Consider the following 7,460-nt stretch of genomic DNA (forward strand, 5'->3'; position numbering starts at 1 on the left):
TGATTACACCCGCTCAAACGATTCGACACGTGCGCCGGCAGGCAGAGCACCTGCATTGGCCAACGCTTTCATGCGCTCGCCTTCGATGCGCGCCACTTCTTCGGCCGGAACCATGTAGCCCTGGTCGTCACGCGCAGCGTGGCGAACGAAGACAGCGATGGTTGCAACCAGGCTTGCGCCGACCAGCCACCAGATGTGCCAGATGAAAGCGAAGCCGAAGATGGTCAGGAACAGACCCATGAACAAACCGGTAGAGGTATTGCTCGGCATGTGGATCGCTTCGTACTTGCCCGGCACCTTGTAGGCAACACCGGCTTCCTTGGCTTCGTGCCAGGCATCCAGGCCAACCTTCTCAGGCATGTGGGCGAAGTTGTAGAACGGAGGTGGCGAGGAAGTCGACCATTCCAGGGTACGGCCGCCCCATGGGTCGCCGGTCACGTCCAGGTTCTGGTGACGATCGCGAACCGATACGAACAGCTGGATCAGCTGGCAGGCGATACCGAACAGGATCAGCACGGCACCAACCACGGCAACGTACAGGTAGGGTTCCCACAGTGGGTTGTCCGAGTGGTTCAGACGACGGGTCATACCCATGAAGCCCAGTGCGTACAGCGGCATGAACGCCACGTAGAAGCCCGAGATCCAGAACCAGAAGGCAGCCTTGCCCCACTTCTCGTTCAGGGTGAAACCGAAGGCTTTCGGGAACCAGTAGGCGAAGCCGGCGATGTAGCCGAATACCGCACCACCGATGATCACGTTGTGGAAGTGGGCGATCACGAACAGGCTGTTGTGCAGCACGAAGTCAGCACCCGGTACAGCCAGCAGAACGCCGGTCATGCCACCGATGGAGAAGGTGATCATGAAGCCCAGGGTCCAGAGGATCGGCGCGGTGAAGCGCAGACGGCCCTGGTAGATGGTGAACAGCCAGTTGAACAGCTTCACACCCGTCGGGATGGAGATCAGCATCGTTGCCAGGCCGAAGAAGGTGTTGACGCTGGCGCCGGCACCCATGGTGAAGAAGTGGTGCAGCCAAACCGCAAAGCCCAGTACAGCGATCGCACCCGATGCGTAGATCATCGCGTGGTGGCCGAACAGGCGCTTGCCGGAGAAGGTGGAGGTGACTTCCGAGAACACGCCGAAGGCCGGCAGGATCAGGATGTAAACCTCAGGGTGACCCCACGCCCAGAACAGGTTGACGTACATCATCGGGTTCCCACCAAGCTCGTTGGTGAAGATATGGAAGTCCAGATAACGGTCAACGGTCAGCAGTGCCAGTGCAGCGGTCAGGATCGGGAACGAAGCCACGATCAGGACGTTTGCCCAGGTGCAGGTCCAGGTGAAGATAGGCATGTCCATCAGCTTCATGCCAGGTGCGCGCATCTTCATCACGGTGACGAGGAAGTTCACGCCTGTCAGTGTCGTACCCAATCCTGAGAGCTGTAGCGCCCAGATATAGTAGTCGACACCCACGCCCGGACTGTACTGAATGCCCGCGAGCGGCGGATAGGCAACCCAACCGGTCTTGGCGAATTCACCAACGCCCAGCGAGATGTTCACCAGCAGCACGCCTGCCAGCAGCAGGTAGAAGCTCAGGGAGTTCAGGAACGGGAAGGCCACGTCACGTGCACCGATCTGCAGAGGAACCGCGAGGTTCATCAGGCCGGTGAAGAATGGCATCGCCATGAAGATGATCATGATCACACCGTGGGCGGTGAAGATCTGGTCATAGTGTTCAGGCGGTAGGTAGCCCTCGGAACCACCGGTGGCAACAGCCAGCTGGGTCCGCATCATGATGGCGTCGGCAAAGCCGCGCAGCAGCATGACCATCGCGACGATGATGTACATCACCCCGATTTTCTTGTGGTCGACGGTTGTCAACCACTCGGTCCACAAGTAGGACCACTTGCGGAAGTAGGTGATTGCACCAACGACAGCGATACCACCGAGCGCGATTATGGCGAGTGTCACCATGACTATCGGCTCGTGATAGGGTATCGCCTCCAGGCTTAATTTACCGAACATCTCTTACTCCTCTGCACCGGCAGCTGGTTGCATACTCGATTCCACACCCTTGGTAGTGGCCAGGTCTTTGCTGCCAGCTTCTTCGTGGCTCGAACGACCGCGGTTCATGCCTTCGTACTTGTCGACGATCAGCTGGAACTGGTCAGGCGAGGCCTCGCTATACAGCGTGACTGGGTTGTTTTCGCTTGGTTTGGCCAAGGCTTCGTATTCGGCCTTGTCCAGCTTCTTCGGCGACTGCTTGACTTCGGCGACCCACTTCTCGAAGTCTTCCTGGGACGTGGCAGTAGCCTTGAATTTCATGCCGGTGAAGCCAGCACCGCTGTAGTTGGCGCTGATACCGTCAAACACGCCGTTTTCGTTGGCGATCAGGTGCAGCTTGGTGGTCATGCCCGCCATGGCGTAGATCTGGCCGCCCAGGCCCGGGATGAAGAACGAGTTCATCACGGCGTCGGAGGTGACGCGGAAATTGACCGGGGTATTGGCCGGGAATACGATCTTGTTGACCGTGGCGATACCTTGTTCCGGGTAGATGAACAGCCACTTCCAGTCTAGCGCGACGACGTCGATCTGCACGGGCTTCACGTCGGAATCCAGAGGACGGTACGGGTCGAGCTTGTGGGTGGACTTGTAGGTCACGTAACCCAGCACGATGATGATCAGGATCGGGATGATCCACACCGCAGCCTCGATCTTGGTCGAGTGCGACCAGTCAGGGGTGTAGGTGGCTGCCTTGTTGGAAGCGCGATACTTCCAGGCGAACACCACGGTCATGATGATGACTGGCACGACGACCAGCAGCATCAGGCCGATTGCGATCAGGATCAGGTTCTTTTGCTCAATGCCGACCTGTCCCTTCGGGTCGAGCAGGGTCCAGTTGCACCCACTGAGTAAAAGCATGCCTAAAAAGGGCAATATGCCAAACAGTCTGGGGTAACGCTTTTTACTCATCTCACGACCTCTAGATCAGCTTGCTTCAATGCAATTGGTGTTTGATAGCCAACACTTCGTCCAACCAAGTGAGGCATTGCGCGCCCGTACCCGCTCCTGCCCGGGCCCGACTGCAGGACCTTGGCTTCAAGCGAGTTAGCGGTGCTTTTGGTTTCGTAGGCAAAGGCCTGTATAGCAGACCAATTCCATTTGGTGCGGAAAACGCGGAGGGGGGTCCGCCCGGTATCGCCGTTGGGCGAAACTTGACGAAGTCAGCAAAAAGGAGCGCTGGGGCTTCCTTCAATCCTGCGACTTGCAAGCAGTGCCGAACGGAAATTGGGGGCGATTGTAGATAGGTCGCCAACCCTTGACTATGACTTATTGAGCAACAGTCCTTTACAGGTTCTGTAACAATAGCGCCAAAAAATTCAACTTCGCGACACTTTGTCGCACCCCTGGCTATAGCCCTGTAACCCGCATCCAGCAAGGGCTACAGCTTGATCTGGATCAACTTGCCAGGGGTTTTCGTACCTCGATGGAGCCCGCGAAAACCTTGTCGTATTCAGGGACTTTTGTCTAAGGACGGCGACGGTTGCGGTAGATGCCAAGTGGCACCAGCAACGCCGTCAGGACGAAGGCGATCAATGCCCATTGCGCCAGTGAAAGGCCCAGCACCGGTGGGTAAGGCGTGCTGCAGAAACCATCCACCTGAAACGCCAGCGGCCAGACCTTGGCCAAGGGCAAGTCATCGACGATGGGCTGCAGGGTATCGATGCCACAACTGACCATGGGGTTGGCGAGTATATACACATGGTTGCCGGCTGCAATGATTCCGCCAATGGCGCTGATCACCACCAGTGCCTCGAAGAAGGTCAGGCTGCGTCGCCCGGGCATGGCTGCAGCCAGGAATGCGAAGACGGCGATGAACAGGAGCGCATAGCGCTGAAGAATGCACAACGGGCATGGCGCTTCGCCCAGCACCACCTGCATGTAGAGAGCGCCACCGATCAGCGAAACGCAGATCAGGCCCAACAGTACCAGAAAGCGCCGTTCCCGATTCAGGCGCGATGTTTGATCATTCATTGCCGGTTCCTTGGATGGATAGTCGCAGCGTAGTCCGCCAGTTTGGCGCAATTCTACACAGACGCCGGTGGCCTGGGCGCCCCGCCTTTCACGGATAGATACTCCTGGCGACAATGGGGTGTGGCTCAGACCGGGCGTTGGCAGAACGGTTCAACGAGGGGGCAGCAAAAATTGAAGCTGCCGGACAGGCCGCAGTTGCCGCCTGCTTGTCGTTCAGCAGGAGTGAATGGCAGCTGGGTTAATGCAGGATTAACGCATCAGGCAAGCATCGCCCTGGCGGGTTTCGCCAACACAGCAAGGGGCTGCTATGCAGCCCCTGACGGCCGACCTTCGGCGTAGCCGTTACGCTTCTTTATATATATAGTCACTAGGCACTAAGGCCCTTACACCAACGCCGCGGCCGGCCCGAAGAACTCGTAGCGGGTCTGCCGCTCGGGTACGCCCAGGGCCAGAAGCTGACGTTTGACCGCGGCCATGAAGGGCTTCGGCCCGAGGAAGTAGACGTCCACGTCGCGTTCACGAGGGAGCCACTCGCCCAGCAGATGCTGGTCCAGCAAGCCCACGGCATTGGCGTGGGCGGCATCATCCGCTTCGGCGTAGCAGTAGAAACGCTTGAGTTGCGGGTGCTGCGCTGCCTGGGTGTCGAGCCACTCGCGAAACGCATGCACCTGCCCGTTGCGCGCGCAGTGAATGAAGTGCACCGGCCGGCCGGTCGGCAAGGCCGCCTCTAGCATGGCCAGGGTAGGCGTTATGCCCACGCCCCCGCTGATCAGCACCAACGGCTTGTCACTGGCGGCCAGTGTGAAATCACCGGCTGGTGGGAACAATTGGAGGGTGTCACCTACCATCAGGTGGTCATGCAGGTAGTTGGAGACCGTGCCACCCGATTCGCGTTTGACGCTGATCCGATATTCACCACCGTCGCACAACGCAGAAAGCGAATAGTTGCGACGATGCTCTACACCATCGATCATCAGCCTCAGGCCGATGTACTGCCCAGGTTCGGCCTTGAGCACTGGCTTGCCGTCCACTGGGGCGAAGTAGAAAGAGACGATTTCGCGGCTTTCCTCTACCCGCCGCGCCAGTCGGAACTCGCGGGTCCCTCGCCATCCGCCGTCGGCCTCTTCTTTTTGCTTGTATAGGCTTTCTTCAGCATTGATGAGAATGTCTGCCAACTGGCCATAGGCTGCGCCCCAGGCGTTGATCACCTCGGTCGTGGCAATGTCCTTGCCCAATACTTCCTCGATGGCACGCAACAAGCAGCGGCCAACGATCGGGTAATGCTCGGGCAGGATCTGCAACGCCACATGCTTGTTGATGATCTGGCCCACCAGACCGCCCAACTGTTCGAGCTGGTCGATGTGACGGGCATACATCAGCACGCCATTGGCCAAGGCACGTGGCTGGTCACCGCTGGCTTGGTGCGCCTGGTTGAACAGTGGACGTACCTCGGGGTACTCGTTGAGCATCATTTGGTAGAAATGAGTGGTCAGTGTCTCGCCGCCGGTTTCCAGCAATGGAACGGTGGCCTTGATGATCGCACGTTGTTCGGCATTGAGCATTGCAGCAACTCCTGAGCCATGGGCTTCGAATGATGCCTGGGTCATTTCACCATTCGTGCCAAGTCCAGGGCCCTGCAAATTCGGGGCCTTCAAGCCCTAGCATGTCGAAATGACACACGATGGCTTATAGTCAATTAGACACACAGGAGTCCCTATGACTACCAAGCCATTGCTTACCGCCTTGCTGCCACTGGTCAGCGACCTGTCCCGCGACCTGCCCGATCAGGAGCGCTATCGCCGTTTACTGCAAGCCATGCGCAGTCTGCTGCCCTGTGACGCTGCCGCCTTGCTCCGGCTCGATGGCCAATGGCTAGTGCCCTTGGCCGTGGACGGCCTGAGCCCAGATACCGTTGGCCGTCGCTTCAAGGTCAGTGAGCACCCACGTTTTCAGATTCTGTTGAGCAGCCCCTCCCCTACCCGCTTTGCCAGCGACTCCGAGCTGCCGGACCCCTACGATGGCCTGGTCAATACGCCGGACGTGGACCTTGAGGTTCACGACTGCATGGGTTGCCCCTTGATGGTCGATGAGCGCCCGTGGGGGCTGGTCACCCTCGATGCCCTGACGCCCGGCCAGTTTCAGAGCCTGGAGCTCGACGCCTTGCAAGCCTTTGCCAGCCTGGCCGCTGCCACCGTGACCGTGGCCGAGCGGATCGAACGCCTGGCCCTGCGCGCAGAAAACGAGCATCAGCGAGCAGAGGTGTATCGCCAGGCCAGTGGTCAGGACCGAGAGCTGATCGGCCAGAGCCCGGCCCACAAGCGCATGCTGGAGGAAATCCGATTGGTGGGCAGCAGCGACCTCACCGTGCTGATCACCGGCGAGACCGGGGTGGGCAAGGAGTTGGTAGCCCAAGCCCTGCACCAGGCGAGCAGCCGCGCCCACAAGCCGTTGATCAGCCTGAACTGCGCAGCGCTGCCCGACACGCTGGTGGAAAGCGAGCTGTTCGGCCACGTGCGCGGAGCCTTCACCGGCGCCCATGCAGAGCGCCGAGGCAAGTTCGAACTGGCCAATGGGGGCACGCTGTTTCTCGACGAGGTCGGCGAGTTGCCGCTAGCCGTACAAGCCAAGCTGCTGCGCGTGTTGCAAAGCGGGCAGTTGCAGCGGCTGGGCTCGGACCGCGAACACCACGTCGACGTGCGCCTGATCGCCGCCACCAACCGCGATTTGGCCGCCGAGGTGCGCAGCGGGCGATTGCGTGCCGATTTCTACCACCGCCTGAGCGTATATCCCCTGCATGTCCCCCCTCTGCGGGAACGAGCACGCGACGTGCTACTTCTGGCGGGCTACTTCCTCGAACAGAATCGCTCACGCCTGGGCTTGAGCAGCCTACGTCTGGACGCGGACACCCAGGCTGCACTTCTGTCCTACGACTGGCCGGGCAACGTGCGTGAACTGGAGCATCTGATCGGCCGCTCGGCGCTCAAGGCGTTGGGCCGACAAACGGTACGTCCCAGGATTTTGTCCTTGACCGCTGCCGACCTGGATCTTCAGCCACTTGCTTCGCTGCCTGCACAGCTCGCCCCCGCCCATGAAACGGCGGTGCCGGAACTGGGTGCTGGAGGCCTGCGCCAAGCGCTGGACACCTACCAACGCCAGTTGATTCAGGCCTGCCTGGATCAACATCAGGGCAACTGGGCAGCCACCGCAAGAGTGCTCGAACTCGACCGCGCGAACCTCAGCCGCTTGGCCCGGCGGCTGGGCATTCGCTAGGGATGCCTCACAAAAGGATTAACCCAGAAAGCCTCTGGTTGGTCTGAACACGGCTGCTATATCTCCTAAACGCCCACGCCTCGACTGACCGGTCGAGGCTGCCGCATCGCGTTCCAGAGGACCTGGTGCAGCAATGCCGGCCGCATTCAGGCCGGGGG

At 59.8% G+C, this 7,460-nt stretch carries 5 protein-coding genes; 1 reads left to right on the top strand and 4 read right to left on the bottom strand.

The window, feature by feature from the left end:
- Positions 1–3: 3 nt before the first annotated feature.
- The 4 genes from cyoB to hmpA all read right to left on the bottom strand — a co-directional run bounded on the left by cyoB (position 4) and on the right by hmpA (position 5,594).
- On the bottom strand, positions 4–2,022 hold the full coding sequence (gene cyoB, locus CWR53_RS18440) for a cytochrome o ubiquinol oxidase subunit I (protein WP_058606013.1): 2,019 nt from the start codon (positions 2,020–2,022) through the stop codon (positions 4–6).
- 3 nt (positions 2,023–2,025) lie between these two features.
- Positions 2,026–2,970, bottom strand: a complete 945-nt coding sequence (gene cyoA / locus CWR53_RS18445; RefSeq protein ID WP_058606012.1) for a ubiquinol oxidase subunit II — start codon at positions 2,968–2,970, stop codon at positions 2,026–2,028.
- A 555-nt stretch (positions 2,971–3,525) separates the two neighbouring features.
- On the bottom strand, positions 3,526–4,032 hold the full coding sequence (locus tag CWR53_RS18455) for a disulfide bond formation protein B (protein ID WP_100852201.1): 507 nt from the start codon (positions 4,030–4,032) through the stop codon (positions 3,526–3,528).
- 383 nt (positions 4,033–4,415) lie between these two features.
- Entirely contained in the window at positions 4,416–5,594 is a 1,179-nt protein-coding gene (hmpA, locus tag CWR53_RS18460) for an NO-inducible flavohemoprotein (RefSeq protein ID WP_100852202.1), read from the bottom strand.
- 154 nt (positions 5,595–5,748) lie between these two features.
- On the opposite strand from hmpA, the gene norR reads away from it, so the two are divergent.
- Complete coding sequence (gene norR / locus CWR53_RS18465) at positions 5,749–7,302, top strand: nitric oxide reductase transcriptional regulator NorR (protein ID WP_058606010.1); 1,554 nt, start codon at positions 5,749–5,751, stop codon at positions 7,300–7,302.
- Positions 7,303–7,460: the final 158 nt, after the last annotated feature.

Origin of the sequence: Pseudomonas sp. SGAir0191, from assembly GCF_002812565.2 — a bacterium.
Lineage (GTDB): Bacteria > Pseudomonadota > Gammaproteobacteria > Pseudomonadales > Pseudomonadaceae > Aquipseudomonas > Aquipseudomonas parafulva_B.